The 23,906-nt window shown below is 68.2% G+C and carries 22 protein-coding genes; 10 read left to right on the plus strand and 12 right to left on the minus strand.

The window, feature by feature from the left end; translation table 11 throughout:
- The first annotated feature begins 101 nt into the window (after window positions 1–101).
- Both RTQ83_RS20755 and RTQ83_RS20760 read left to right on the plus strand, forming a co-directional pair.
- Window positions 102–2,417: a family 1 glycosylhydrolase gene (locus RTQ83_RS20755; RefSeq protein ID WP_409456139.1), complete on the plus strand. Its 2,316-nt coding sequence runs from the start codon at window positions 102–104 to the stop codon at window positions 2,415–2,417.
- A 290-nt stretch (window positions 2,418–2,707) separates the two neighbouring features.
- On the plus strand, window positions 2,708–4,471 hold the full coding sequence (locus RTQ83_RS20760; RefSeq protein ID WP_312518828.1) for a cation:proton antiporter: 1,764 nt from the start codon (window positions 2,708–2,710) through the stop codon (window positions 4,469–4,471).
- 28 nt (window positions 4,472–4,499) lie between these two features.
- On the opposite strand, the gene RTQ83_RS20765 is transcribed toward RTQ83_RS20760, so the two are convergent.
- Window positions 4,500–5,387, minus strand: coding sequence for a LysR family transcriptional regulator (locus RTQ83_RS20765; protein ID WP_312518831.1), 888 nt, complete (start codon window positions 5,385–5,387; stop codon window positions 4,500–4,502).
- 65 nt (window positions 5,388–5,452) lie between these two features.
- Between RTQ83_RS20765 and RTQ83_RS20770 the strand changes: the two genes are divergently transcribed.
- Genes RTQ83_RS20770 through RTQ83_RS20780 form a run of 3 tightly spaced genes read left to right on the plus strand, consistent with a single transcriptional unit; the run spans window position 5,453 to window position 8,589 of the window.
- Window positions 5,453–6,670, plus strand: a complete 1,218-nt coding sequence (locus RTQ83_RS20770; protein WP_312518832.1) for a YbfB/YjiJ family MFS transporter — start codon at window positions 5,453–5,455, stop codon at window positions 6,668–6,670.
- Window positions 6,667–7,284: a carboxymuconolactone decarboxylase family protein gene (locus RTQ83_RS20775; RefSeq protein WP_312518834.1), complete on the plus strand. Its 618-nt coding sequence runs from the start codon at window positions 6,667–6,669 to the stop codon at window positions 7,282–7,284. The genes RTQ83_RS20770 and RTQ83_RS20775 overlap by 4 nt, the downstream gene beginning before the upstream one ends.
- A gap of 51 nt (window positions 7,285–7,335) precedes the next feature.
- A complete protein-coding gene (locus RTQ83_RS20780; protein WP_312518837.1) occupies window positions 7,336–8,589 on the plus strand; it encodes a CaiB/BaiF CoA-transferase family protein in 1,254 nt (417 codons plus the stop codon).
- Between the two features lie 34 nt (window positions 8,590–8,623).
- Here RTQ83_RS20780 and RTQ83_RS20785 read toward each other — a convergent pair whose 3' ends face one another.
- Complete coding sequence (locus RTQ83_RS20785; protein ID WP_312518840.1) at window positions 8,624–8,947, minus strand: hypothetical protein; 324 nt, start codon at window positions 8,945–8,947, stop codon at window positions 8,624–8,626.
- A gap of 252 nt (window positions 8,948–9,199) precedes the next feature.
- Between RTQ83_RS20785 and RTQ83_RS20790 the strand changes: the two genes are divergently transcribed.
- Complete coding sequence (locus RTQ83_RS20790) at window positions 9,200–9,667, plus strand: DUF2231 domain-containing protein (protein WP_312518842.1); 468 nt, start codon at window positions 9,200–9,202, stop codon at window positions 9,665–9,667.
- Window positions 9,664–10,956: a sorbosone dehydrogenase family protein gene (locus tag RTQ83_RS20795; RefSeq protein WP_312518845.1), complete on the plus strand. Its 1,293-nt coding sequence runs from the start codon at window positions 9,664–9,666 to the stop codon at window positions 10,954–10,956. Before RTQ83_RS20790 ends, RTQ83_RS20795 begins: the two co-directional genes overlap by 4 nt.
- Window positions 10,957–10,989: 33 nt before the next feature.
- On the opposite strand, the gene RTQ83_RS20800 is transcribed toward RTQ83_RS20795, so the two are convergent.
- Window positions 10,990–12,408 carry an alpha/beta fold hydrolase gene (locus tag RTQ83_RS20800; protein ID WP_312518847.1) on the minus strand — a complete coding sequence of 473 codons (1,419 nt, stop codon included), beginning with the start codon at window positions 12,406–12,408 and terminating at the stop codon, window positions 10,990–10,992.
- A 213-nt stretch (window positions 12,409–12,621) separates the two neighbouring features.
- Here RTQ83_RS20800 and RTQ83_RS20805 point away from each other — a divergent pair, with 213 nt between their 5' ends.
- Window positions 12,622–14,268 (plus strand): DUF4394 domain-containing protein, encoded by a 1,647-nt coding sequence (locus tag RTQ83_RS20805; RefSeq protein ID WP_312518849.1) that lies wholly within the window; start codon window positions 12,622–12,624, stop codon window positions 14,266–14,268.
- 71 nt (window positions 14,269–14,339) lie between these two features.
- Here RTQ83_RS20805 and RTQ83_RS20810 read toward each other — a convergent pair whose 3' ends face one another.
- Genes RTQ83_RS20810 through RTQ83_RS20825 form a run of 4 tightly spaced genes read right to left on the minus strand, consistent with a single transcriptional unit; the run spans window position 14,340 to window position 18,838 of the window.
- The gene (locus RTQ83_RS20810; protein ID WP_312518852.1) at window positions 14,340–15,056 is read right to left on the minus strand and encodes an anti-sigma factor domain-containing protein; all 717 of its coding nucleotides are present in this window, start codon (window positions 15,054–15,056) and stop codon (window positions 14,340–14,342) included.
- Window positions 15,053–15,607: a sigma-70 family RNA polymerase sigma factor gene (locus tag RTQ83_RS20815; protein WP_312518854.1), complete on the minus strand. Its 555-nt coding sequence runs from the start codon at window positions 15,605–15,607 to the stop codon at window positions 15,053–15,055. Before RTQ83_RS20815 ends, RTQ83_RS20810 begins: the two co-directional genes overlap by 4 nt.
- The gene (locus RTQ83_RS20820) at window positions 15,604–17,361 is read right to left on the minus strand and encodes a response regulator (RefSeq protein ID WP_312518856.1); all 1,758 of its coding nucleotides are present in this window, start codon (window positions 17,359–17,361) and stop codon (window positions 15,604–15,606) included. The genes RTQ83_RS20815 and RTQ83_RS20820 overlap by 4 nt, the downstream gene beginning before the upstream one ends.
- On the minus strand, window positions 17,348–18,838 hold the full coding sequence (locus tag RTQ83_RS20825) for an ATPase domain-containing protein (protein ID WP_312518859.1): 1,491 nt from the start codon (window positions 18,836–18,838) through the stop codon (window positions 17,348–17,350). Before RTQ83_RS20825 ends, RTQ83_RS20820 begins: the two co-directional genes overlap by 14 nt.
- Window positions 18,839–19,286: 448 nt before the next feature.
- Between RTQ83_RS20825 and infA the strand changes: the two genes are divergently transcribed.
- Together infA and RTQ83_RS20835 are read left to right on the plus strand one after the other, a co-directional pair.
- The gene (gene infA, locus RTQ83_RS20830) at window positions 19,287–19,556 is read left to right on the plus strand and encodes a translation initiation factor IF-1 (RefSeq protein WP_290419883.1); all 270 of its coding nucleotides are present in this window, start codon (window positions 19,287–19,289) and stop codon (window positions 19,554–19,556) included.
- A gap of 216 nt (window positions 19,557–19,772) precedes the next feature.
- The gene (locus RTQ83_RS20835) at window positions 19,773–20,012 is read left to right on the plus strand and encodes a hypothetical protein (protein WP_312518865.1); all 240 of its coding nucleotides are present in this window, start codon (window positions 19,773–19,775) and stop codon (window positions 20,010–20,012) included.
- Window positions 20,013–20,021: 9 nt separating this feature from the next.
- Here the strand turns inward: RTQ83_RS20835 and RTQ83_RS20840 are convergent, their stop codons facing one another.
- The 5 genes from RTQ83_RS20840 to RTQ83_RS20860 form a co-directional block, all read right to left on the minus strand.
- Window positions 20,022–21,242: an MFS transporter gene (locus tag RTQ83_RS20840; protein WP_312518868.1), complete on the minus strand. Its 1,221-nt coding sequence runs from the start codon at window positions 21,240–21,242 to the stop codon at window positions 20,022–20,024.
- 10 nt (window positions 21,243–21,252) lie between these two features.
- On the minus strand, window positions 21,253–22,131 hold the full coding sequence (locus RTQ83_RS20845) for a hypothetical protein (protein ID WP_312518871.1): 879 nt from the start codon (window positions 22,129–22,131) through the stop codon (window positions 21,253–21,255).
- Between the two features lie 17 nt (window positions 22,132–22,148).
- Window positions 22,149–22,934 carry a hypothetical protein gene (locus RTQ83_RS20850; RefSeq protein WP_312518874.1) on the minus strand — a complete coding sequence of 262 codons (786 nt, stop codon included), beginning with the start codon at window positions 22,932–22,934 and terminating at the stop codon, window positions 22,149–22,151.
- Window positions 22,924–23,436 (minus strand): hypothetical protein, encoded by a 513-nt coding sequence (locus tag RTQ83_RS20855; protein ID WP_312518877.1) that lies wholly within the window; start codon window positions 23,434–23,436, stop codon window positions 22,924–22,926. The genes RTQ83_RS20850 and RTQ83_RS20855 overlap by 11 nt, the downstream gene beginning before the upstream one ends.
- A gap of 66 nt (window positions 23,437–23,502) precedes the next feature.
- Complete coding sequence (locus tag RTQ83_RS20860) at window positions 23,503–23,796, minus strand: DnaJ domain-containing protein (protein WP_312518879.1); 294 nt, start codon at window positions 23,794–23,796, stop codon at window positions 23,503–23,505.
- Window positions 23,797–23,906: the final 110 nt, after the last annotated feature.

Genomic DNA, 23,906 nt, shown 5'->3' on the forward strand with positions numbered 1-23,906 from the left:
ACTCGACAGCAGCGCCCTCCGCACGCGGTTTCACACTCCATGTCGACCAAACGCGCGCCGCTATCAGCAATTTGTTGTTATAAGAATAAGGAATGAACACCATGAACAAGACCACCACCCTCCCGGCCGATTCCCTGCAGCTCTGGGGCGGCCTCGAATGCACGGTCAACCGCGTGCAAGATCAATACTTCAGCCAGCTCGATCGCAACGGCCACAGCGAGCGTGCCTGCGACATCGGGCGCTTCGCCGCGCTCGGCATTAAGGCGATCCGCTATCCGATCCTGTGGGAACGCACCGCCCCGGACGGTATCGATGGCGCCGACTGGACCTGGCCCGACGGTCGACTGAACGCGCTGCGCGCGGCCGGCGTCGTCCCGATCGCCGGCCTGATCCACCACGGCAGTGGCCCGCGCCACACCAGCCTAGTCGACGTTGGCTTTGCGCAAGAGCTGGCCGACTACGCCGGCGCCGTCGCCGCGCGCTATCCCTGGCTCGAGTACTACACCCCGGTCAATGAAATCTGCACCACCGCCCGCTTCGCCGGCCTGTACGGCGTGTGGTACCCGCACGGCCGCGACGACCGCACCTTCATCCAGGCCCTGCTGAACCAGTGCCGCGCCACCGTGCTGTCGATGCGCGCCATCCGCGCCGTCAACCCGAATGCCAAACTGGTCCAGACCGACGACCTCGGCAAGACCTACAGCACGCCGGAACTGTCCAAGGTGGCCGAGTTCTACAACGAACGGCGCTGGCTGGGTTGGGACCTGCTGTGCGGCATGGTCGGCCCGGAACACAAGCTGTGGAGCTACCTGCTGCGCACCGGCATCGCCGCCGAAGAATTCCTCTGGTTCCGCGACAACACCTGCCCGCCCGACATCATCGGCGTCAATTACTACGTCACCAGCGAGCGCTGGCTCGATCACCGTCCCGAGCGCTACCCAGAACACCACCGCGGCGTGGCCGACGGCATCCCGTGCGCCGACATCGAAGCCTCGCGCGCGCTGGCTACCCCGACGCCGGGCATCGCTCCGCTGCTGCAGGAAGTCTGGGATCGCTACGGCATCCCGCTGGCGATCACCGAAGCCCACATCGACGCCAACCGCGAAGACCAGATGCGCTGGCTGCTCGAGATCTGGGAAGCGGCGCAGCAGTCGCGCGACAACGGTGTCGACGTGCGCGCGGTGACGGTCTGGGCCCTGCTCGGCTCGTTCGACTGGAACTGCCTGGTCACCGCCAACCGCGGCTACTACGAACCGGGCCCGCTCGACGTCCGCTCGCCGCTGCCGCGCCCGACCGCGCTGGCGGCGATGATGCGCGAACTCTCGAGCGGCGCACCGCTGTCGCACCCGGTGCTGCGCGCCCAGGGCTGGTGGCGCCGTCCGGGCCGCCAGCTGTGCCAGCCGGTGGCCACGCCCGATGCGCTGACCTCGATCTCGGCCGACGGCCACCGCCTGGTCGGTATCGAGGCCGCCCCGATCCTGATCCTCGGCGCCACCGGCACCCTGGGCCAGGCCTTCGCCCGCATCTGCGAAAAGCGCAACCTGGCGCACCGCCTGCTGTCGCGCCAGGACATGGACATCGCCGACGCCGACTCGGTCGAGCGCGCCTTGGCCAGATACAAGCCGTGGGCGGTAGTAAACACCTGCGGCTATGTGCGGGTGGACGACGCCGAGAACGACATCGAGCGCTGCGAGCGCGAAAACACCTTCGGCGCCGCCACCCTGGCCGCCGCCTGCGCGCGCCACGGCGTGCACCTGACCACCTTCTCGAGCGACCTGGTGTTCGACGGCCGCAACGAGCGTCCGTATGTGGAATCGGATGCGGTCAATCCGCTTAACGTGTATGGCCGCACCAAGGCCGCCGCCGAACGCGCGGTGCTGGACAACCATCCGGGCGCACTGGTGGTGCGCACCAGCGCCTTCTTCGGTCCGTGGGACAAGCACAACTTCGTCACCCTGGCCCTCGAAGCGCTGGAGCGCGGCGACCCGTTCGTGGCAGCCAGCGACATGACCATCACCCCGACCTACGTGCCGGACCTGGTGCATGCCTGTCTGGACCTGGCGGTGGACCGCGAAGCCGGCATCTGGCACCTGGCCAACAAGGGCGAACTGACCTGGGCCGAACTGGCGCGCCGCGCCGCCGAACTGGCCGGTGTCGACGCCTCTTTGCTGGAGCCGCGTCCGGCCGCCGAATTCGGCTTCACGGCGGCGCGTCCGGCGTATTCGTCGCTGCACAGCGAACGCGGGGCGCTGCTGCCGGCACTGGACGATGCGCTGCGCCGTTATATCGAGCTGCGCAATGCGGATCGGGCCGAGCGGCGTGCGCTGGAGCAGGAGGCTGAGGGACGCCAGCAGGTGGCGGGCGGCGACAGCCAGGCCGAGGCGAATGAGGTCGAGGCGGTGCAGTCGGGGACGTGACCGGCTTCTCTTCTTGATGCGTTACCGGTGTTCTCACAAGCACCGTACATGCTTGCAAACTTGGATCCCCGCCTGCGCGGGGATGACGTGCTGAAGGACTTGGCCGAAGTCGAATCGCCGATTGATTCACCACTATCAAACAACGTCATCCCCGGACGAACGTCGCACTCGGCGGGGACCCAAGTTCCCATCCGAAGCCACCAACCAAAAGTCCACCCGATCCAAAACCGCAAGTCCCCCACACCGCCAGCGCTACAATACCCCGGCCACCCACCACCCAGGCCACCCTCGTGCACGACCAACACGCCTTCCCCTTTCTGCGGGAAATCCTCCTGTTCCTGATCCTGTCCGGCATCCTGATCCCGCTCTTGCAGCGCCTGCGCATCAACCAGGTGCTCGGCTTCCTGGCCGTCGGCGCCCTGCTCGGCCCCTTCGGCCTGGGACTGCTGGCCGGCGACGTGCCCTGGCTCTCCGCCCTCACCTTCCCGGCCGGCCCGGGCGTATCGATGCTGGCCGAGATCGGCGTGCTGTTCCTGATGTTCATGATCGGCCTGGAGCTCTCGGCCGCGCGCCTGTGGTCGATGCGCAGATGGGTGTTCGGCGCCGGCACGGTGCAGGTGCTGGCCAGCGCGCTGCTGATCGGCGGCGCCCTGTGGTTGACCGGCCAGCCGCCGCAGACCGCCGCGATCCTGGGCCTGGTGCTGTCGCTGTCGTCCACCGCGATCGTCATGCAGCTGATGAGCCAGCAGCACAGCACCGGCACGCCGCTCGGCCAGGCCGCGTTCGCGATCCTGATGCTGCAGGACCTGGCCGTGGTGCCAATCCTGATCCTGATCGGCGCGCTCGGCAAGGGCGCGGGCGCCGACGACAGCGTGGCCATGCTGACGCTGGTGGCGATGGCCAAGGCGGCCGGCGCCATCGCACTGATCTACCTGCTGGGTGGGCGCGTGGTGCACCCGCTGTTTCGCGCCTTCGCGCGCCAGCGCCAGCCGGACGTGTTCATGGCCCTGATCCTGCTGTCGACCTTCGGCATCGCCGCCCTGTCGGCCGCGGCCGGACTGTCGATGGCGCTCGGCGCCCTGATCGCCGGCCTGCTGCTGGCCGAGACCGAATTCAAGCACGAGGTCGAGCTGATGGTGGAGCCGTTCAAGGGGCTGCTGATGGGCCTCTTTTTCATGACGGTCGGGATGACCATCGATACGCGCCAGGTCCTGGAGTCGCCGCTGTGGCTGGCGGCCTTCGTGGCCGGTCTGGTGCTATTGAAGGCGCTGGTAGTGGCGCTGCTGCTGCGCAGCGGCGGCATGGCATGGGGCCGCGCAGCCGAGGGCGGCCTGCTGCTGGGCCAGGGCGGCGAGTTCGCCTTCATCGTGATCGGCTACGCAGTCAGCACCCGCGTGCTGGAGCCGGCGCTGGGCGCGCGCGTGATGCTGGCGGTGGGCCTGTCGCTGTTCCTGACGCCGCTGCTGGCGCGCCTGGGCCGCATCATCGGCGAGGGTTCCGAGCGCGCCGAGCGCGAACAGGCGGCGCAGGGCGATGCGGCGAATTTGGCAGCAACACTGGCGGCGGCGCGCGGCCAGGTGATCGTGGCCGGCTTCGGGCGCGTCGGCCAGCAGCTGGGCAAACTGCTGGCGGCGCAGCACATCCCGTTCGTGGCGTTCGAAAACGACGCCCGCCTGGTGGCGCAGTTGCGCGCCGCAGGACACCCGGTCTGGTTCGGCAACGCCGCGCGGCCCGAGCTGCTGCGCCGCGTGCACGCCGACGCAGCGCCGGCGATCGTGCTGACGATGGACCAGCCGGCCGCCGCGCTGCAGGCGGTGCGCGGCATCCGGCGCGAATTCCCGCACGTGCGCCTGTTCGTGCGTTCGCGCGACGAAAAGCACGCGCGCGCCCTGCGCCTGGCCGGCGCCAGCGTGGTGGTGCCCGAAACGCTGGAAGCGAGCCTGCAGCTGTCGAGTTTTGTCCTGAGCGCGATGGGCCTGGACCAGCGCGTGGTGGACGGCATCGTCGAGCGCGAGCGCGACCTGTTCGCGGCCGGGCTGTCGGAGCCGCGGTAGTGCGCCCGATGCGGCGCGCACCGGCCGTTCACGCCGCTTGCAGCGCGCCGGCCTGCTGCGCCTGCAGCCCGTCGATCAAGGCCTGCAGCGCCAGCGAAGGCTGGCCGCGCCAGACCAGATGCGTCCGGTTGTGGGCGAAGCGCTCGGGAAGCGCATGGCGCTTGACCTTGGCGCTCGCCTGCAAGGCGGCCAGCACCGCTTCGGGCACGATCGCGAAACCGGTCCCGGCGGCGACGCAGGCGATCATGCCCTGGTAAGAGCCGAATTCGAGGGTGCGTTCCGGCATCACGTTGTCGCTGCCCAGCCAATCCTCGAGACGCTTGCGGTACGAGCAGCCGTGGGCAAAGGCGATCATGGTGCTGCGTCCCAGGTCGCGCGCGCTACGGATATCGCCGGCATGCGCCGGCGTGATCAGGACCAGCCGCTCATGGAACACCGGCAGCGACGCCAGTTCGGCGGCGGTGAACGGTTCGGACACGAAAGCGGCTTCGAGTTCGTAATTCAGCACGCGGTTGATCAGGGCGCCGGTGGTGCCGGTGATCAGCTCCACCACCACGCCCGGGTTGTCGGCATGGTAGCGCGAGAGTACCGGCGCCAGCCGGCTGCCGGCGGTGCTCTCCAGCGAACCGATGCGAAAAACGCCCTGCGGCTGGCCGGCGCGCAGGTCGTTCACGGCTTCGTCGGCCAGGCGCAGCAGGCGTGACGAATAGTTGAGCAGCCGCTCGCCCTCGGCCGACAGCACCAGCGTCCTCCCCTCGCGCCGGAACAGGCGCACGCCCAGGTATTCTTCAAGCTGGCGCACGCGGGTAGTGACATTCGACGGCACCCGGTGCAGCTTCTCGGCTGCCCGGTGTATGCCGCCTTCCTCGACCACGGCCTGGAAGATGGCGAGGGCATTCAGATCGATTGTTCTCATTCCGAGAATGCTACTCCACTTTTATTCACTGGTCAGTGCCGCCGATCTACGTTTAAATACGGGCCATGAATCGTCCCGCTTCCCTTCACCACGGCGCCCGGCGCCACGATGCAGCGCTGGTCTGCGCCGCCGCCATGATCGCACTGGCGGTGGCCATGGGCGTCGGACGCTTCGCCTTCACGCCGCTGTTTCCGCTGATGGTGCGCGACGGCCTGCTGGATGCCCAATCGGGCGCGCTGCTGGCCGGCAGCAATTACCTTGGCTATCTGGTGGGCGCCATGCTGGCCTCGCGCCTTCAACTCCGGCCGGCGCCGCTGATGGCCTTCGGCCTGGTCGCCACCGTGGCGGTCACGGCGGGCGTGGGCCTGGCCGCGTCCAGCATGGCGTGGGCGATCCTGCGTTTCATTGCCGGCGTGCTGAGCGCCTGGACCCTGGTCGCCACCAGCGCCTGGGGGCTTGGCTGGCTGGCCAGCCTCGGACGCCCGAACCTGGCCGGCGCCGTGTTCGCCGGCGTGGGACTGGGCATCGCGGCGGCCGGCGTGTTCTGCCTGCTCGTGCCCGGCGTCGAAGCATCGTCGCTGGCGATGTGGGTAGAGCTGGGCGCTCTGGCGGCGCTGGCGATCGTCGTTCCGCTCCTGGTCAGCCGGCGCCTGCCGGCACCCGTACCGATGCCGGCGGCGTCCTCGCCCCGGCATGCTGCGCCGGCGCCGGCGCCCGGTGCGGGCGGCCTGATCGCCTGCTACGCCCTGTTCGGCTTCGGCTACATCCTGCCCGCCACCTACCTGCCGGCGCTGGCGCGGCAGGTGGTCGACGATCCGCATGTGTTCGGCTGGGCCTGGCCATTGTTCGGCGCCGCCGCGGCCTTGTCGACGGTGCTGGTGTCGGCGCTGCTCAGGCACGCCAACCGCAGCGCCGTGTGGGCGGCCTGCCACCTCGTCATGGCAGTGGGCGTGCTGCTGCCGATCGCGTGGCCGGCGCTGGCCGGGGTCATCGCCTCGGCCCTGCTGGTGGGCGGCACCTTCATGGTGATCACCATGGTCGGAATGCAGGAAGCGCGCAGCCGCGTCGCCGACAATCCGACCGCGGTGCTGGGCCGAATGACCGCCGGCTTCGCCTTCGGGCAGCTGATGGGACCGGTCGTCTCGGCCGCCATCGGCCACCTGACGCCGGACCACGACCTCGCCCTCGACCTGGCCCTGGCCGCATCGGCAGCCGGGCTTCTCGCGAGCGCTTGTTACCTGTGGCGCCATGAACGCCATCCATCAACGAAGGAGCACCCATGAACGACCCTCAGCAGCCACAAGCCACCGCGCAAGGTTTCGGCGCCGACAACGGCGAGCGCATCGGCATCCCCGCGCGCGAAGCCATGAACGAAGCGCAGCAGGCCGCAGCCGACGCCATCATCAACGGCCCGCGCAAGGCGATCTTCGGTCCCTTCGTTCCCTTGCTGCAGACGCCGCTGCTGATGGAGCGCATCGGCAAGACGGGCGAAGCGCTGCGCTTCAACGGCACGCTGCCCGACAACCTGCGTGAACTGGCGATCTGCGTGGTGTCGCGCGAGACCGGCAACCAGTTCGAATGGCAGACCCATGCGCCGCTGGCGATCAAGGCCGGCGTCGATGCCGGCGCGATCGAGGCGCTGGCGGCAGGCCGCCATCCGCGCGGCCTGCCGCCGCCTGAAGCCTGCGTGGTCGACTTCGTCAGCGAGCTGGTGCGGCGCCACGGCGTGAGCGACGCCACCTATGCCGAAGCGGTGGCCTGCTTCGGTGAAGCGGGCACGGTCGAACTGACCGCGCTGGCCGGCTACTTCGTGATGGTGTGCTGGGTGATGAACGTGGCGCGCACGCCGGGCCCCACGGGTTCGTCGACGCCGGGCCTGGCCGCGTTTCCGGGCTGAGATGCGCCAGCTATAATCGCCGTTCCACCAGCGAACGACAGGAACGGCGACATGACGCACCCGGTTACTCCCTCTCCCGCCCGGCCCAGGGCCCTCGGCCACATCCGCGTACTCGACCTGTCGCGCGTACTGGCCGGTCCCTGGTGTTCGCAGAACCTGGCCGACCTGGGCGCCGACGTGATCAAGATCGAGCGTCCCGGCAGCGGCGACGACACCCGCGCCTGGGGTCCGCCCTATGCCAAGGATGCCGAGGGACGCGATACCGGCGAAGCCGCCTATTACCTGAGCGCGAACCGCGGCAAGCGTTCGGTGACGGTGGACATCGCCAGCCCCGAAGGACAAGACCTGCTGCGCGAACTGGCGCGCCATTGCGACGTCGTGCTCGAGAACTTCAAGGTCGGCCAGCTCAAACGCTATGGCCTCGATTACGAATCGATCAAAGCTATCAAGCCCGACATCGTCTACTGCTCGATCACCGGCTTCGGCCAGGACGGCCCGTATGCGCACCGCGCCGGCTACGACTTCCTGATCCAGGGCATGGGCGGCCTGATGTCGGTCACCGGCGAGCGCGACGACCTGCCCGGCGGCGGCCCGCAAAAGGCCGGGGTGGCGCTGACCGACCTGATGACCGGCATGTATGCCACCATCGCCGTGCTGGCCGCGCTGACCCACCGCGACCGCACCGGCGAAGGCCAGTACATCGACATGGCCCTGCTCGACACGCAAGTGGCGATGCTGGCCAATGTCGGCAGCAATTACCTCAACAGCGGAAAGGCGCCGCAGCGCTGGGGCAATGCGCACGCGAATATCGTGCCCTACCAGACCTTCGCCTGTGCGGACGGCCACATCATCGTCGCCACCGGCAACGACGGCCAGTACCGCAAGTTCGTGGAAGCGGGCGGACGGCCCGATCTGGCGACGGACGAGCGCTTCACCACCAATCCGCTGCGCGTGAAGAACCGCGACACGCTGGTGCCCCTGCTGGCCGAGATGGTCAGGACCAAAGCACGCGACGAATGGATCGCGCTGCTGGAAGCGGCCGGCGTGCCGTGCGGTCCGATCAACGATGTGGGAGAAGTGTTCGCCAACGAGCAGGTGCGGGCGCGGGAGATGGCGATCGAACTGCCGCACCCGGACGCGGGCCGGGTGAAGCTGGTGCGCAATCCGATCCGGATGTCGGCCACGCCTGCTACCAGCGGCGTGGCCCCGCCCCTGCTGGGCCAGCACACCGGCGAGGTGCTGCGCGATGTGCTGGGCAGGAGCGAGGAAGAGATCGCGGCCTTGCGCGAGCGCGGCGTGCTCTAGGCGTCAAGCCCGGCACGCGCGCCGCCAGTCGCGCTTAGTGCAGCTGGTGCTTCAGGTTCGACAGTTCGTCGTGCACGCGCACCACCACCGACTGCACCTGCGGCGACGGACGGGTGCTGGTGCACACGCGCTTGGCTTCGTCGCCGATCGCTTCCAGGTCGTCGATGCACTGGATGATGTCGGACTGGTCGTTCGACTGCATCACGCTTTGCGCGCGGTCGGTTTCCTGCGCCAGTTTCTGGATGCAGTCGCGGATTTCGGACGGCACGCTCTGGTCGTTGCGGCACACTTCCTCGGCCTGGTTCACCACTTGCTGGACCTGGCTGAAACGTTGCTGGATCTGGGATGGTTGCAGCATGATAACCTCCTGAAAATATTGGAAAAGATGCGCAGGACACTGCGCTGACCCTTACCAGCTTAGGACGCATTCCTCCATTATCAAGCAGCGATTGCGCCTGAGCCGCGGGACAATTTCGGTGCATTCCTGACAGCATCAGCCTGGGCGGCGCAAGATCGCGGTACAGCTGCGCATCGAGCTCAACGCTGCGACAGTCCCTTCACATAGTCGATATGATTTAAACAACCACATCACTCATGAGGGACTCAACCAATGTCTTCCGTCACCACGGCTGCTCCGGCATACCGAAGCCCGCCCGGCCTGCTCCACACCATCCTGCTTGCCGGATCGGTGCCCCTGTTCCTCGGCGCATTGCTGAGCGATATCGCCTACCACAACACCTACCAGATCCAGTGGAGCAACTTCGCCTCCTGGCTGATCGCCGGTGGCGAGCTGTTCAGCGGCCTGGCGCTGCTGTTCGCGCTGGTCAACCTGCTGCGTGCGCGCCGCAAGGCCGGACCGGTCCTGATGTACTTCCTGGTGCTGCTGGCCACCTGGGTGCTGGGCGTGGTCAACGCCTTCCAGCACGCCAAGGATGCCTGGGCCGTCATGCCCGGCGGCCTGATCCTGTCGATCGTCGTGTTCATCCTGGTCTGCATCAGCGCCTGGCTTGGACTGGCCGCGCGCGCCGATGCGCGTGTCGATGCATCCAACCGCGTGCACGCCGGAGGTGTCCAATGAAACGACTGAGCACACTGACCCTGGTGAGCATGGCGCTGCTGGTCAGCGCCTGTAACGACAACGGCGCCGACACCCAGGCGCGCGGCGCCGACCCGAAACTGCCGGAACCGCAGCGCGGCCTGCTGCCGAGCATGAAGATCGCCGAACCCAGCCCGTGGGGCAACGCCAAGCCGACCGTGCCCGAGGGCTTCGAGGTCACCGCAATCGCCACCGACCTGTTGATTCCGCGCCAGACCCTGGTGCTGCCGAACGGCGACATCCTGGTGGCCGAAGGCCGCGGCGGCAATGCCGCCAAGCTCAAGCCAAAGGACGTGATCGCCGGCTACATCAAGGCCAAGGGCAATACCAAGGTCAAGAGCGGCAACCGCCTGACCCTGCTGCGCGACGCCGACGGCGACGGCAAGTACGAGCTGAAGACCGTGTTTGCCGAGAACCTGAACGCGCCGTACGGCCTGGCCTTCTTCGACAACAAGATCTACGTCGCCAACCAGGATGCGCTGGTGCGCTTCGACTACACCCAGGGCCAGACCGCGGCCGCCGCGGCGCCGACCACCATCGTGCCGCTGCCGTCCGAGATCAACCACCACTGGACCAAGGCGATGACCATCAGCCCCGATGGCCGCTTCGTGTACGTCGGCATCGGCTCGAACAGCAACATCACCGAGCGCGGCATGGAAGCCGAAGTCGACCGCGCCATGGTATGGCAGATCGACGTCAACACCCGCACCTACAAGCCGTTCGCCACCGGCCTGCGCAACCCGACCGCGCTGGCGATGCATCCGGAAACCGGCCAGCTGTGGTCGGTCGTCAACGAGCGCGACGAACTGGGCCCGGACCTGGTGCCGGACTACCTGACCTCGGTGCGCGAAGGCGGCTTCTACGGCTGGCCGTACAGCTACTGGGGCCAGAACGTCGATCCGCGCGTCAAGCCGGAGAACCCGAAAAAGGTCGCCGCCGCCATCAAGCCCGACTACAGCCTGGGTTCGCACGTGGCCGCGCTCGGCCTGGACTTCTCGCGGCCCGAGATGGGCGCCAAGTTCGCCAACGGCGCCTTCGTGGGCGAGCACGGCAGCTGGAACCGCGACAATCCGGTCGGCTACAAGGTGATCTTCGTGCCGTTCGCAGGCGGCCGTCCGGCCGGCGAGCCGATCGACTTCGTCACCGGTTTCCGCGATGGCGACGGCAAGACGCGTGGCCGTCCGGTGGGCGTGACGGTCGATCCGAAAGGCGCGCTGATCGTGGCCGACGACCTGGCCAACGTCGTGTGGCGGGTGACGCCGAAGCGGTAATGCGAGGCCGATCGGGCGGCGTAACCCGTCTGCTCAATCGGCCGATGTCACCGTGACGCAGCGCGCCTGCTCTTCGTCGCCCAGCACGAAGCGGCGCACCGCGTTCACGGAGCAGCCACTGCCCTGCCACAGCACGAAATGGGCGCCGTCCTCGACAGCGAACAGTTCCACCGGGCCGGCCTTGCGCAGCGCGGCGACATGGCGCCGGGCGGCGTCGTACGGCGTCTTGGCGTCGCGCGTGCCATGGATCACCAGCGTCGGCGGCAGGCGCGCCGGCAAGCGCGCGAACCAGGCATCGCGCGCGTAGAACGGGAACGGCTGCCCGACCAGCAGGCCCGGCAGGCTGCTGGCGAACAGCAGCCCTTGTTCCTCCTGCGCCACCCCCTGCGCCGTGCGCTGCGGCTGCAGGTTGTTTTCCGCGCCGCTGATCAATATCACCAGCGGCGTCGACGACGGCGATTGCGGGAAGCCGCCCAGCGCCGCCATCTCTTTCTGCACCTCGGCCAGCACCGACGCGACGCGCGCCGTGTCGCCGGCATCGAGCCCCTTGATCATCTGCGGCAGCTGGCTGGCGGCCGCTGGAACATCGAGCAGGCTGCCAAAAAACCGTTTCAGGTTGTTGCCCGGCACGCCGGCCAGCAGCGCCGGCTCCCGGTCGGCGCGCGCCAGCACGCGGCGGTAGATCTGTTCCAGCGGTTCGCCCATGCGGGTGCTGCAAGCGCGCGAGGCGTCGCAGCGCGCCAGATACCCCCGGCCGACGGCGTCGGCGACCAGCGAACGGCGGCTCAGGTCCGCCGTCTCGTCATCCTGCAGCGGCACCAGCGAATCGAGCACCACCCCATCGATACCCTGCGCTCCGAGCGCGACGGTGCGCAGCACCAGGTGGGTGCCGTACGAAACGCCATACACATAGGTCTTGCCGCTGCGCGCGGTGCGCTCGAGCAGCAGCTTCAAATCGTAGGCGGCGTTGGTCTGCGAGAACCGGCGCGCACCGGCGGGGTTGGCATTCAGATGCGCAAAACAGCTGCCCCATTCGGCGCCGGCCAGCGCCGTGCCGCTGGGCGACGCCGGCGCTTCTTCCTGCGGGCACATGCGGCTCGAGAAACCGGTGCCGCGGTGGTCCGGCACGATCAGGTCGAAGCCGGGGAAGCTCTGGCGAAAGCGCGGCAGCAGGCCATAGAACGAGGCGCCCGATTCGCCGGGACCGCCGGCGATCAGCCACACCTGGCCGCGCGCGGTTTCACTGGTGGGAAATTTGCGCACGAACAGCGAGATCGTTGCGCCTGGCGCCGCGCCGGCGTGGTCTGCCGGGACTTGCTCGATGGCGCACAGGCTGCCGGCCAGGGCCGCATGGCTGGCGGCATCGTCGCAGGGTTTGTAGTCCGCCGCGTGCGCGGCGCCGGCGCCGATGACGGCCATTACTCCGACCGTGAATTGCTTCCATCCGCTCATTGCTGCTCCCTGGCCAGAAACGTCCAAGCCTAACGCCGAAGTATTTCGTTGTCTATCAGACATTCTCCTTGCATAGACCGGTGCTGTTCGCACACGAAAAAAAAATTGCGACAGCTGCATCCGATCGCGCATCCGGCGCGTAGTACTGGTGTAGACGACGCAAACAGAACAGTTTCAAAACCCAATTTCGCAGCAGACCACCAAGGAGATAGTATGAACCAGCCCCGATTCGCCAAGCTCATCCTGGCATCCTCGATCGCCCTCGCCCTGGGCGCCTGCGGCAGCAGCAGCGACGACGACAATGTTGCCAATCCGCCGGTCGCCAATCCGCCGGCAATGACCGCAGGCGACGTGTTCGTGCTCACCGCCAGCAACAGGCTGGTGTCGTTCAACCGCGATGCGCCCGCCACCATCCGCACCAATGTCGCCATCCAGGGCCTCCAAGGCGGCGACACCCTGGTCGGCATCGATGTGCGTCCGGCCGACGGCAAGCTGTACGGCGTGAGTTCGAGCGCCCGCCTGTACACGATCGACACCGCCAGCGGCGCCGCCACCCTCAAGAGCACCCTGAGCGCCGACGCCAGCGACACCAGCGCACCGTATGCCGCGCTGGCCGGCACCGCCTTCGGCGTCGACTTCAACCCGGTCGCCGACCGCCTGCGCATCGTCAGCAACACCGGCCAGAGCCTGCGCATCAATGTCGATACCGGCGTCACGACCACCGACGGTGAGATCAACGGCGGCCCCGCCAACACCATGATCACGGCGTCGGCGTATACCAACTCGTTCGCCGGGACGGCGACCACCACCCTGTACGGCATCGACGGCGCCAGCGGCACCCTGTACGTGCAGAACCCGCCCAACAACGGCACCCTGGCGATGCCGGTGCCACTCGGCGTGGCGGCAGGCAGCGCCAACGGCTTCGACATCGATGCCCGCACCAACGTCGGCTACATGGTCGCCACGGTCGGCGGCGCGCGCAACCTGTACAGCGTGAACCTGGGCGCGACCGGCAGCACCAATGCCGCGACCCTGGTCGGCGCGCTCGGCATCAACGAGGACATCCGCGGCCTGGCACTGGGCGCGCAGAGCGTCACGCTGCTGGGCCTGAGCGACGCCAACCGCCTGCTCAGCTTCAAGCTGGCCACGCCCAACACGATCGACAGCGAGCGCCCGATCACGGGCCTGAACGGCGACGAAGGACTGGTGGGCTTCGACGTGCGTCCCAAGGACGGGGTGCTGTGGGGCCTGACCTCGGGTGCGCGCCTGGTCACGATCGACCCGGCCACCGGCGCCGCCACCGTCCGCGCCACGCTGCGCGCCGACAGCGCCGACACCACCGCGCCCTACGGCGGCATGCAGGGCACGGCGTTCGCGGTCGACTTCAATCCGGTGGCCGACCGCCTGCGCGTGATCAGCAACACGGGTCAGAGCCTGCGCATCAACGTCGACACCGGCGCCACCACCACCGACGGCGCGATCAACCGCGCCGGAACCCCGGCCGTGGTGAGCGCGGCGGCGTACACCAACAGCGTGCCGGGAGCGGCGACCACCCAACTGTTCGACCTCGATAGCGCGAGCGGCGTGCTGGCGCTGCAGAATCCGCCGAACGACGGAACCCTGACCAATGTGGGTTCGCTGGGTGTGGGCTTCGCCGGTGGCAGCGCATTCGATATCGGCGGCGGGGCGAACGGGCTGGTGCTGGCGGCGCTGCGTTCCAGCGCCGGTGGTGCCAGCTCGCTGTACCGGGTCGATCTGGCGACCGGTGCGGCGACGCCCGTGAACGGGGCGGCGACGTCGGCGACGTCGGTGATTGGCGGGACGGCGGGCCTGCGCGACGTCGCGATCTGGGTGCGCTAAGACGGCAGACAGCACCTGCCGGCAGCCGAACGCCGGCAGGTGCCTATTCTTACTCTACTCTTACCCTGCTTTTACCCTACCTTCACCGCCCGCCCGATATACAGAATCGGCCCGGTCGGACGCCCGATCGGCGACCCGTTCTGCGGCTCCAGCGTGATCTCGAACAGCTGGTTCGGCACCACCTTCGGCAGCCTCGCCAGCTTGACCTCGACCGTCTCGCCCGGCCGCACCAGCCCCAGCGACACCGGGCCTTCCCAGTCGTCGGCCTTGGTCCACAACTGCAGCGCGCGCTGCGGCGGCACCACGGTCCTGACCAGCGGCTTGAGGCGCAGCGTGTCGTCACCCACCAGTTCCAGCACCCAGCCCGGGGTGGCGTTCTGCGGCGCGGCCAGCACCACCATCAAGTGCGGCTGCGCCACCTCGTGCAGGCGCAGACCGACCACAGCCGCCATGATCGCGGCGGCGGCGAACCCGCCGGCGGCCAAGGAGCGCCACAGGCCGAGGCGCTGCCACCATGAAGCGCGCACGGAACCCGCGGGCGCCGGTCGCAGGCCGGCGACGCTGCGCTCGATGCGTGTCCACAACGCCGGTGGCGGCGCCACCGGTTCGACCATGCCGCTCAGGGGCAGCAGGCGCTGCTCCCAGTCGCCGACCGCGGCGCGCAGCGTGGCGTCGTGCGCCAGCGCTGCGTCAACCGCATTGCGCTCGGCCTGCGACAGTGTGCCGAGCACGTATTCGCCGGCCAGTTCGTGCGGATCGCGCACCGGCTCGTCCCGTTTCGCGTTCATACCATGCACTCCCGCAGCGCGCTCAGGCCGCGCTTGATCCATGCCTTCACCGTACCGAGCGGCGACTTGAGGCGCTCGGCGATCTCGCTGTGCGAAAAGCCGTCGACATAGGCGTACAGGATGCTGTTGCGCTTGGCCGTGTCGAGCCGGGTCAGGCACTCGTGCAGGCGGCCCAGGTCCTGGCGCAATTCGAACGCTTCCATCATGTCGGCACCCGCCTCCCGGTCCAGCGCATCGAATGCTTCTTCATCCGCCGCCAGCTCGCGCGCGCCGTCGCGCACCGCGTCCAGCGCCCGGTGCCGCACCACCGTGTACATCCAGCCGCGCGCCGAACCGCGCGTGGCGTCGAACGTGGCCGCGCGGGTCCAGATGCTGACGAAGGCGTCGTGCAGCACATCTTCGGCCAGCCCGCGCTCGCGCACGATGCGCAGCGCCACGCCGAGCAGGCGCGCGCTCTCCTGGTCGTACAGACGGCGCAGCGCCTGGCGCTCGCCGCGCGCGCAGGCCGCCAGCGCGGCCTCGTAGTCGAAGCTGTCGGCGACGGCGCTCATGATGCCTGCCGTGCCACCGGCATGGCGGCCACGGAGCCGGAGTCGGCAAGCCGCTGGCGCGCCAGCGCGCGCTCCACGCCCAGCGCCAGTTCGGCCAGCTGGAACGGCTTGCGCAGCACCAGGCCGTCGCCGATCACCTGTTCGATCGCCTTCATGTCGGCGTAGCCGGTGGCGATGATCATCGGCAGGCCGGGGTACAGCACGCGCGCGCGCTGCACCAGTTCGGCGCCGGTGAAGCCCGGCATCAGGTAGTCGGTGATCAGGAGTTCGGGCCGCGCCGCCTGCAGCGCGGCCAGCCCGGCCTCGCCGTCGGCCGCCTGCGCCACCTGGTGGCCGAGGGCCTCGAGCGACGAGACCATCGATTCGCGCACGAAGTCGTCGTCTTCCACGATCAGGATGCGCGCCGGACGCGCCGCCGCCCGCACGCGTGCCGGCGCCGGCGCCGCTTGCACCTGGTCGGCGCCGCCGGCCGCGCGCAGCCAGATCTCGACCGTCGTCCCCTGCCCCGGCTCGCTGGCGATGCGCGCGCCGCCGCCCGACTGCTGGGCCATGCCGTACACCTGGCTCAGGCCCAGGCCGGTGCCCTTGCCCACGCCCTTGGTGGTGAAGAACGGCTCGAACACCTTGGCCAGGATCTCGGGCGCCATGCCGGCGCCGCTGTCGGTGACCGCGATGCGGATGTAGTCGCCGGCCGGCAGGAAGCCGTCCGGCGGCGTGGCCGGGCCGGCGCCGAAGGCCAGGTTGCCGCCGTCCTGCATCGCGTCGCGCGCGTTGATGGCCAGGTTCAGCAGCGCCATCTCCATCTGGTTGGCGTCGGCCAGCACGCCGGGGCAATCGGCGGCCACCTCGAACCGCAGCCGGATGGTCGAACCGAGCGAGGTCGCCACCAGTTCGCGCACGCCGTCGAACAGCGCGTCGATGTCGATCTCGCGCAGGTCCAGGCTCTGGTTGCGCGCGAAGGCCAGCAGCTGGCCGGTGAGCTTGCCGCCGCGCTGGCACGAGCGGCGTGCGATCTCGGCGCGCGCGCGCACGAATTCGTCCTGCGACTTCAGCAGGATCAGGTCCATGCTGCCCTGGACCACGTTGAGCAGGTTGTTGAAGTCGTGCGCGATGCCGCCGGTCAGGCGCCCCACCGCCTCCATCTTCTGGTACTGGACCATGGCCTGCTGCACCCGCTCGCGCTCGATCACTTCGTTCATCAGGCGGTCGTTGGCCTGGGCCAGCGCGCGCGTACGTTCCTCGATACGCGATTCGAGCGTCTCGTTGAGCGCTACCAGCGCTTCCTGGCTATGGCGCAGGCTGGCCGCCGTGCGTTCGCGGTCGGCCAGCACCGCGCGCGCCTGGTACTGGCGGCGCCGGGCGCGCAGCGCCGAGGCGGCCGCACTGCGCAGGGTCTCGGCATTGAGCGGACGTTCCAGCAGGATCAGGTTGCCCAGCTCGGCCAGGCGCGCACGCGCGCCCGGCTGTGGCAGCCCGATCGCCTTGGCCAGCAGCACGATGAAGGGAAAGTCGGACCACGGCCCCTGGCGTTCGAGCCAGGCGTGCAGCGCGGCGCCGTCGGCGCCCTGCAGCGCCTCTTCGGCCAGGATCGCGGCGCCGGCGCCGTCCTCGATGCTGGCGGCCAGCGTGGCGACGTCGGGCACTACCTCGCACACCAGGCCGTCGCGCCGCAGCACGCCGGCCATGACCTCGGCATCGCGCCCGTGCGGGGCGACGATCAGCAGGCGCTGTTCGCGCGCTTCAAGCGTCGGCATTGCCGGGCGCGGCCATCATCGGGGTGACCCCGTGGTAGTTCGGGATACCGGTGAGCACGCCCTGGAAGCCTTCCAGCGCGGCGCCGATGCGCACCCCACCCTGGCCCAGCTGCAGCTCATGGATGCTCTGCGCGTGTTCGGTGGTGCGGCTCTTGATCACGCTGATCGCGCGCCGCACCTTGCCGCCGGCTTCGAAGAAGCGCAGCAGCACGGTGTTGTCGCTCAGGTAGCTCAGGTCGACGTCGGTGCGCGCCTCCGAGATCAGGCCATGCTGGCCCAGGATCATCAGGGTGGTCACGCCCTTCTGGTTGAGGTACGAGAGCAGCTCGTGCATCTGCAGCGTCAGGTAGTGCTCGCCCGGCATCGCCTGCAGGTAGGCGTTCAGGCTGTCGATGCCGATGAAGCGGGTGGCGCGCTGCTCGACCGCGTCGCGCAGCATCTGCGAGAATTCGCCCGGCGACAGTTCGGCCGGATCGATCTGGTGCACCCGCAGCAGGCCGCTGGCCAGGTGTGGCCGCAGGTCGAGCCCGAGCTGCAGGCTGCGCGCGTGGAAGGTGCCCAGGCCCTCGTCGAACAGGTAGTAGGCGGTCGGCTCGCCGCGCTCGAGCGCCGCCAGCAGGCAGCGGGTGGCGAGCGTGGTCTTGCCGATGCCCGACGGCCCCACTACCAGGGTGTTGGTGCCGCGCGCCAGTCCGCCGCCCAACAGCGCGTCGAAGCCATCCGAACCGCTGGAAGCCAGTTCCGGCACGAAGTCGGCCGTATGCTCGGCCGCGATCAGGCGTGGGTACATGGTGATGCCGCCAGTGTCGAGCGTGTAGTCGTGGTAGCCGCCGCGGAAGCGGATGCCGCGCATCTTGAGGATGTTCACGCGGCGTCGTTCCTTGCCATACTCGCGCGCGATCTGCTCCAGGCTGATCACGCCGTGGGCGATGCTGTGCAGGTGCTGGTCGGACTGGGCGGTCTTGTCATCGAGCAGCAGCACGGTGCAGGCGCGCGCCGCGAAGAACTGCTTCAGGGCCAGGATCTGGCGCCGGTAGCGCAGCGGGTTCTGGGCCAGCAGGCGCACCTCGGACAGGCTGTCGAACACCACCCGCACCGGACGCAGTTCGTCGACCCGGTTCATCACGTTGCGCGTGGTCTCGCCCAGCTCGACCTCGGACGGGTGGAACACCGACTGCTGCGAGTCCAGGTCGAGTGCGTCGTCGCCGGCCAGCTCGTAGATCGACAGCGCACCGATGTCCCAGCCGTGGCTGGCCGCCACCGCGATCAGCTCGTCGGTGGTTTCCGACAGCGTGATGTACAGGCCGCTTTCACCGCGGGCGGCGCCGTCAAGCAGGAACTGCAGGCCGAGCGTGGTCTTGCCGGCGCCGGGCGAGCCTTCCACCAGGTACAGGCGCTGCGGCGTCAGCCCGCCGCCCAGGATGTCGTCGAGGCCGGCGATGCCGGTGGAAATGCGTGCGGAAACTGCGTGGGTCATCGGAACGGCCTGTCGTGCGGCCGACCGAGTCCGCGCAATGGCGGCTGGAACGACCCGGTGGGAAAAGCCGCAATCAGCGGCAACATTGCAAGCGGCCATTATATCGTTCTTTGGCGGGTGGTCATGCGTCATCCTTGCGCCTGTGTTACACTGATGGACGTTGGAATGTTCTTGCTTCTTCATGCTCAGCCGCGCAAGCATCGCTGCGCTGTGACGGGCGGTCTTGAAAATATTCATTCCGTCCCCAACTAGTCTTTCTCACCCGGAACGCCCCGCGCCGCGAGCATCGCGCCGCCGCCCGCTGTTCCGCCCGGACTTTTCCGGCAAGGCGTTCGCGCCGCGCCATCATTTTCACCGTGACATGCAGCCTGCCCCGCAGGCCGCCCCGCCCGTTTCCGCGTGTTTGGCTGGAGCCGGCGATTTATCAATCATCTAACCGGAGCCCATCATGGCAAAAGAAGAACTCATCGAAATGAATGGCGTGGTGTCCGAAGTCCTGCCAGACTCGCGTTACCGCGTCGACTGCGAAAACGGCCACAAGCTGATCGCCTACACCTCGGGCAAGATGCGCAAGAACCACATCCGCATCATCGCCGGCGACCAGGTCAGCCTGGAAATGTCGCCGTACGACCTGAGCAAGGGCCGCATCACCTTCCGCCACCTCGGCAAGAGCGCCGGCGCCCCGCGTCCGCCGATCAACCGCGCCGCCCGTCGTTGATCTGACGCTCTGCTGCTCTGCCTTCTGGTCCGGCAGCAACAAAACGCCACGCCCATGCGCGTGGCGTTTTTTTATCCGCGGTCAGTATCCGTCCAGCGGCGCACTTTTGGCCCGTCGGGGCTGGCAGACCGCTCCGAGGGCGGGTATCATCGCGCCAAACGCGATCCGGCCCGGCTCGCGTCCACTTTTTGATGTCGAATACCGAAGGTGTTGTCCATGCATGTGCGCCAGCGACGCAGCGATGAAGCCACCGCCAACGCCGTGGCGCGCGGCCTGAATATCCTGGGCGTGCGCGACGCCGTCCAGGCGCGCCGCTACATGGAATTCAAGAACGTGCCGGCCACCGTGATCGAACGCGTGCTGGCCAATCCGGCGCAATGCCGCAAGCCGACCCCGGCGCAGATGGTGTCGGAAGCGATCACGCCGCTGCCGTTCGGCCAGCGCCGCTACAGCTGAGCATCCTGCTCAGCCTTGCGGCTGTACCGGCGCCAGCGAGCGCAGGCGCAGCGCGATCAGGAGGCCGATCCCCAGGATCATCCCCAGCAGACCCACCACGCCGCTCCAGCCCCAGTGTTCGTAGACGTAGCCGGTGAACCACCCCACCACGCTCGACCCCAGGTAATAGAAGAACAGGTAGATGCCCGAGGCCAGCGCCTGTGGTGGCTGCGCGCGCCGCCCGACCCAGCTGCTGGCCACCGAGTGCGCGGCGAAGAAGGAAAAGGTGGCCAGGCCGACGCCCAGCACCACCGCCACCACCGAATCGACCAGGGTGATCAGCAGGCCGCCGATCATCGCGCCCATGAACAGCCATAGCACGTTGCGCCGTCCCAGCCGGTCGGCGAGCTTGCCGGCCCACATCGAGCTGAAGATGCCGAGCAGGTACAGCAGCGACAGCAGCCCGACCACGCTCTGGCGCAGCTCGAACGGCGGCGCCAGCAGGCGGTAGCCGATGTAGTTGTACAGGCTTACGAACGAGCCCATCAGCAGGAACGGCAGCGCGAACAGCCACGGCAGACCGGGGTCGCGCAGGTGGATGCGCAGGCCGTCGATGAAACCCGGTCCGCGCGCGCCGCGCACCGCGCCGTGGCGCGACGGCGGCAGGCTGCGCGAGAATTCCCAGGCCGCGTACAGCCCGGCCGCACCGAGCAGGCCGACGGCCAGGCGCCAGGACGCGAAGTCGCTGATGAAGGCCGACACCACGCGCCCGCTCATGCCGCCGAACGCGCTGCCGCTGATGTACATGCCCATCGACAGGCCGAGCGAGGTGGGTTCGATCTCGTCGCTCAGGTAAGCCATCGCCACCGCCGGCAGGCCGCCCAGCATCAGGCCGAGCAGCGCGCGCACCGCCACCAGGTGGGCGTAGTCGGAAGCGAAAGCGGACAGCAGCGTGAGCACCGCGCCGCTGACCATCGAAGCCACCATCACGGTCTTGCGGCCGTAGCGGTCGGCCACGCTGCTCGACGCCAGCAGCGCCAGCGCCAGCGTCACCGTGGAGGCGGACAGTGCCAGGCTGCTCTGGGCCGGCGACAGGTGAAAGTCGTGCGCCAACAGCGGCATCAGCGGCTGCACGCAATACAGCAGCGCGAAGATCGAGAAGCCGCCGAAGGCCATGGCGCGGTTGATGCGCCGGAACGCCGGGCTGCCGGCCTGGATGCGCGCGCCGGACTCGGGCACCGGCGCGGTCACGGGCGCTTGCTCACGGATATTCCGCGTCCAGTTCCGACCCGGCGTAGTTTTCCAGTTCGGTGAACAGCTCGGCCAAAGTAGCCTTGGACCCGATCTGCTGCAGCACGGTGCAGCTGTTGCGGTAGGTCTCGATGCGTTCGGCGATCACGGCCTGGTGCGCGGTTGGGATGCGCGCCATCAGCTCGGCCCAGCCGGCTTCGAAATCGGGATTGTTCTTGCGCACCGATTTGACGAAGCGCTCGAATTCCTTCTGGCCGGTGCGCGCGGTGATGCGCCCGCCCCCTTCCACCGCGAAGATGATCGCCATCGCGATCACACCCTCGGCATTCAGGTCCGGATCATTGACCGGGCCTTCGTAGTGGTTGCGGCGCAGCCAGCGCGCGGCATCGACGATCGCCTGCACGCCCTTTCTCTGTTGCAGCTGGCCCAGATAGCGCTCGTAGCCGGTCCAGGATTCGCCCGGATCGGCGGTGCAGATATCGACGAACAGCTCCTTCAGGCGGCGCTGCGCGTACACCGGGTCGTTGTCGTACTCGCCCACCAGGCTGTCCTCGGGCAGCGCGGCCAGCTCCCGGATCAGGCGGAAGCCCGCCTGGAAGGCGTGCTCGGCGCCGTCCCCAATCAGGATGTCGACCGCGTCCAGGTCGCCCTCGGTTTCGGTCTGGATCAATACTTCCAAGCCGAGCGAGACACCGCCCACGGTGAGCAGTTGCGCGCGCTGGATGCCTTCGGCGGTGCGGTCGTTGGTGAACTTCTCGGCCACCATGGCGGTGATCCCGGACAATTCGTCGGCCAGGATCGCCGCTTCTTCCGCCGTGGCTTCGCCCGGCAGCAGCTTGATCGCACGCACCAGGCGCGGCGGTTGTTCGATGACGATTGCAGGCAGCATATTGCTAGGCGCTCCGGTCACGAGAAGATGTCCGTGCCCAGGCTGCGGCGCGGGCTGCGCGGGGCGCGGCTGCGCACCGACGGCACCTGCTTGCGCAGACGCAGCAGCAGGTCGCGCGTCGAGCGCTGCATGAATTCGGACTCTTCGTCCGGATCGTCCGGCAGCTCGATGTCGGCCATCTCGGCGCTGTGGCGGAATTCCGGGAACAGCTCCAGCAGCGAACGCTCCCAGCCGTCTTCGCTGGCCTTGGCCAGGTCGACCGCCAGCGGCACGATGTCACTGTCGGCGCTGGTCTGGCCGCTCACGTAACGTCCCTTGGACAGGATCTCGCCCGCCACTTCCAGGATTTCGCGCGGTGCCAGCGACCACATGATGGCGAACACGGTGGCGCCGTGGTCGGTGGCGGAAGCAGCTTCCAGCAGTTCGTTGCGGCGGTCTTCGTCGTCCTGGGCATACACCACGCCGTGCACGTGGTTGAACAGGTTCTCGGCGATACGCTCGGGATCGTCCTCGATCATGTTGTCGGGCCAGGTGGCGGCGATATAGGCCAGGCTGTCGGCCCAGGCCTTGGGCGGCACCAGCATGGTGGCGAGCGAGGTCTTGGCGCCGTCGAAGCCGGACAGGTGCAGCGCGGTCACTTGCGGCGGCAGTTCGGTCAGCACCTGCGCCACGGCGTAGTCGCCGTGCTCGTCGGCCGCCTTCGAGAACACCTCTTCGGCGTGCTCGAGCGAGCCGGCCAGCACCAGTTCGCCGACCTGGCTGACCAGGGCCGGCAGGTTGCTGTTCTTGTCGTTATCGCTCATCACGCTCACCTTCGTCGAACAGGCCGGTGAAGTCATCCGATGCCGGGCCGTCTTCTTCGTCGTTGTCGTCGCCGTCGTCATTGCGGCCGAGCTGCTCGAGCGACTGGTCGTCGTCGTCCCAGCGGCCCTGGTTCTTGAACAGGAAGGCGGTGATGATCGCCTGGCGCGCCAGTTCCGGGTAGTTGGCGGTCATCGATTCGTACATGGCCTTGCCGTCTTCGCCGCTGCACTCGGCCATCGCGAACACGCGCGCCGGGTCGTCGCCTTCGTAGTCGGCCGCTTCGCGCATCAGGCCCTTCGGGTCCAGGAAGCGGATGCGGTCGACCAGCGCGAAGGCCATCATGTTGACGTCGTCGAGGCCGCTGCCGGAAGCGTATTCCGAGACCAGTGCGCCGACCATCATGTCGTAGTTCTTCTTGTTGGGCGGGTCGCCCAGGGTGCCCTCGATCTGGCCGTCCAGTTCACGCGACTGGAACGAGAATTCGGGATGTACGTGTTTCATGTTCTATCCTGTGATTGTGCCCGGCCCGGCATCGGCGCCGGACCGCTGTTCTTTATCTGGGTTGCTTCAATGTGCCGGCAGGTTCACGCCATTGAGCGCGAACAGCGAGCGCCACAGCTCGAAGGCCTCGGCCTCGGCGTCCAGCACGATGCGGTGGTTCACGCTCTGGTTGTACTCGGCGCGCTTGACCGGGTCGGACAGGGTCTCGTAAGCCTTGGTCACCGCCTTGAAGCGCGCTTCGGCGCCCGGGGCCTGGTTGCGGTCCGGGTGGTAGCGCATGGCCAGCGAACGGTAGACCTTCTTGATCTCGTCGTCGCTGGCATTGGGCGCGACGCCGAGGATCGCGTATAAATTTTCCAATTGGAATTCTCCCGGCAAAGCCGCAAATAGAGCAAAAGCGAGATTATCCTATAGAAAACGCGAATGCGGCGGCGTACGGACCTATGCGCCCTACCGCGGCGACCCTCGGC

Origin of the sequence: Massilia sp. (genome assembly GCF_031995545.1) — a bacterium.
In the GTDB taxonomy this organism is placed as follows: Bacteria; Pseudomonadota; Gammaproteobacteria; order Burkholderiales; family Burkholderiaceae_D; genus Telluria.

Bases quoted from the DNA above. Each gene is read 5' to 3' on its own strand.
- RTQ83_RS20800 (WP_312518847.1), bottom strand. From the start codon at position 12,408: ATGAGCGGATGGAAGCAATTCACGGTCGGAGTAATGGCCGTCATCGGC.
- RTQ83_RS20780 (WP_312518837.1), top strand. From the start codon at position 7,336: ATGACGCACCCGGTTACTCCCTCTCCCGCCCGGCCCAGGGCCCTCGGC.
- RTQ83_RS20795 (WP_312518845.1), top strand. From the start codon at position 9,664: ATGAAACGACTGAGCACACTGACCCTGGTGAGCATGGCGCTGCTGGTC.
- RTQ83_RS20810 (WP_312518852.1), bottom strand. From the start codon at position 15,056: ATGAACGCGAAACGGGACGAGCCGGTGCGCGATCCGCACGAACTGGCC.
- RTQ83_RS20850 (WP_312518874.1), bottom strand. From the start codon at position 22,934: ATGAGCGATAACGACAAGAACAGCAACCTGCCGGCCCTGGTCAGCCAG.
- RTQ83_RS20770 (WP_312518832.1), top strand. From the start codon at position 5,453: ATGAATCGTCCCGCTTCCCTTCACCACGGCGCCCGGCGCCACGATGCA.
- RTQ83_RS20790 (WP_312518842.1), top strand. From the start codon at position 9,200: ATGTCTTCCGTCACCACGGCTGCTCCGGCATACCGAAGCCCGCCCGGC.
- RTQ83_RS20820 (WP_312518856.1), bottom strand. From the start codon at position 17,361: ATGCCGACGCTTGAAGCGCGCGAACAGCGCCTGCTGATCGTCGCCCCG.
- RTQ83_RS20855 (WP_312518877.1), bottom strand. From the start codon at position 23,436: ATGAAACACGTACATCCCGAATTCTCGTTCCAGTCGCGTGAACTGGAC.
- RTQ83_RS20775 (WP_312518834.1), top strand. From the start codon at position 6,667: ATGAACGACCCTCAGCAGCCACAAGCCACCGCGCAAGGTTTCGGCGCC.
- RTQ83_RS20765 (WP_312518831.1), bottom strand. From the start codon at position 5,387: ATGAGAACAATCGATCTGAATGCCCTCGCCATCTTCCAGGCCGTGGTC.
- RTQ83_RS20815 (WP_312518854.1), bottom strand. From the start codon at position 15,607: ATGAGCGCCGTCGCCGACAGCTTCGACTACGAGGCCGCGCTGGCGGCC.
- RTQ83_RS20835 (WP_312518865.1), top strand. From the start codon at position 19,773: ATGCATGTGCGCCAGCGACGCAGCGATGAAGCCACCGCCAACGCCGTG.
- RTQ83_RS20785 (WP_312518840.1), bottom strand. From the start codon at position 8,947: ATGCTGCAACCATCCCAGATCCAGCAACGTTTCAGCCAGGTCCAGCAA.
- RTQ83_RS20755 (WP_409456139.1), top strand. From the start codon at position 102: ATGAACAAGACCACCACCCTCCCGGCCGATTCCCTGCAGCTCTGGGGC.
- RTQ83_RS20805 (WP_312518849.1), top strand. From the start codon at position 12,622: ATGAACCAGCCCCGATTCGCCAAGCTCATCCTGGCATCCTCGATCGCC.
- RTQ83_RS20845 (WP_312518871.1), bottom strand. From the start codon at position 22,131: ATGCTGCCTGCAATCGTCATCGAACAACCGCCGCGCCTGGTGCGTGCG.
- infA (WP_290419883.1), top strand. From the start codon at position 19,287: ATGGCAAAAGAAGAACTCATCGAAATGAATGGCGTGGTGTCCGAAGTC.
- RTQ83_RS20825 (WP_312518859.1), bottom strand. From the start codon at position 18,838: ATGACCCACGCAGTTTCCGCACGCATTTCCACCGGCATCGCCGGCCTC.